Annotated in this window: 1 protein-coding gene; it reads right to left on the bottom strand. The window is 68.8% G+C overall.

Annotated elements, in window-relative coordinates:
* Positions 1 to 378: STAS domain-containing protein (locus MBA17_RS49045; protein ID WP_238505835.1), on the bottom strand; the 378-nt coding region annotated here is incomplete at its 3' end.
* Between the last annotated feature and the right edge of the window lie 373 nt (positions 379 to 751).

Here is a 751-nt window from a genome sequence, read left to right as displayed (position 1 = left end):
CTCGCCGCTGAGCGGAGACGGGTGCTCGACCGGTTGCCGATGCGACGACTCCTCAGCCATGGTCAAACCGGCGATGGCGATGACCCGGGCCACAGAGCCGTACGCGCCTGTGAGCCGGAACTCGACAGAACACTCCTCAGCTTGACGCGACGCATCAACCAAGACCCGCGCCCCCGCCCCGTCGCAGAACTCCAGCAGGCTGGCATCGACGATGAGGTGCCGATAGCGAGCCGCGAAGCATTCCCCGAAGACGGCGGCAAACTCCGCAGCGGCGTCCACGTCCAACCGCCCCGCGGGAAAGATCCACGCGCACCCGTCATCCTCGTCGAGATCACACTCCACGAGAATGGAGAAGGAGTCCGCGCCCAATCCGCTCACCGCCCTCCACCACGGCTTCCAACCAGCGGGTTCACGTCGAAGTCTAGGCGTGACGCTGCGGCCGAACTCCAAACGGTCGCCCAGGGGGAGGCTACGTTTCCCCTCCCGCCCCGCCGCCGACCTCAGAGGTCGGGAAACCGGCGATCCTGCCCGCGATGGCGGGGCAGTCATCGGCCGGCCAGATGAAACGGCTGCTCGCCCGGCTTTCCACGAGCTCGGCGTGCGGCAGGTGGGCGATGAGGGATTCGGCGTGAGCGAACGGGACCGCGCCGTCGTCGCGGCCGGCGATGACCAGGGCCCGGCTGGGTGACCTCGGCGGTCACCTCGCGGCCGGGGCGCAGATCGTTGAGGAAGCCACAGCCCGAGCGCATCC

The organism is Dolomitihabitans soli (assembly GCF_022213955.1).
GTDB lineage: Bacteria > Actinomycetota > Actinomycetes > Streptosporangiales > Streptosporangiaceae > Streptosporangium_A > Streptosporangium_A soli.
This window is presented reverse-complemented; position numbering and strand designations above follow the sequence as displayed.